Below are 445 nucleotides of genomic sequence, written 5' to 3' on the forward strand. Positions count from 1 at the left end.
GCTGGATGCGATTGGTGTCGGGGATGTGCGCGACGGCGGGCACCGGCTGGATAACCTCAGCAAGATGATCGACGCCATCCGCGACAGCAACCGCAAAGGTCTGAACCGGGCCGAGCATCTGCTGCATCTGCGCTGTGAACTGCCGCATCCCACCACTGCGCCGCTGTTTGAAGCGCTGATGGGCACGCCGGAGCTGGCGCTGGTGTCGCTGATGGACCATTCACCGGGACAGCGTCAGTACGCGTCTCTGACGAAGTATCGCGAATATTATCAGGGCAAATATCAGCTCAACGACGCGGAGATGGATCAGTTCGAGCATGACCAGCTCACCCTGGCAGCAGCGTGGTCACAGCCCAATCGTCAGGCGATTGCCGGACTCTGCCGGGAACATGGCATCGCCATTGCCAGCCACGATGATGCCACCGCGGCGCACGTTGAAGAGTCC

Annotated in this window: 1 protein-coding gene; it reads left to right on the forward strand. The window is 61.3% G+C overall.

Annotated features, from left to right (window positions below; genetic code table 11):
* Positions 1 to 445: amidohydrolase family protein (locus AC1DUA_RS40655; RefSeq protein WP_477505020.1), on the forward strand; the 445-nt coding region annotated here is incomplete at both ends.

The organism is Paenibacillus sp. 01T422 (genome assembly GCF_056398785.1).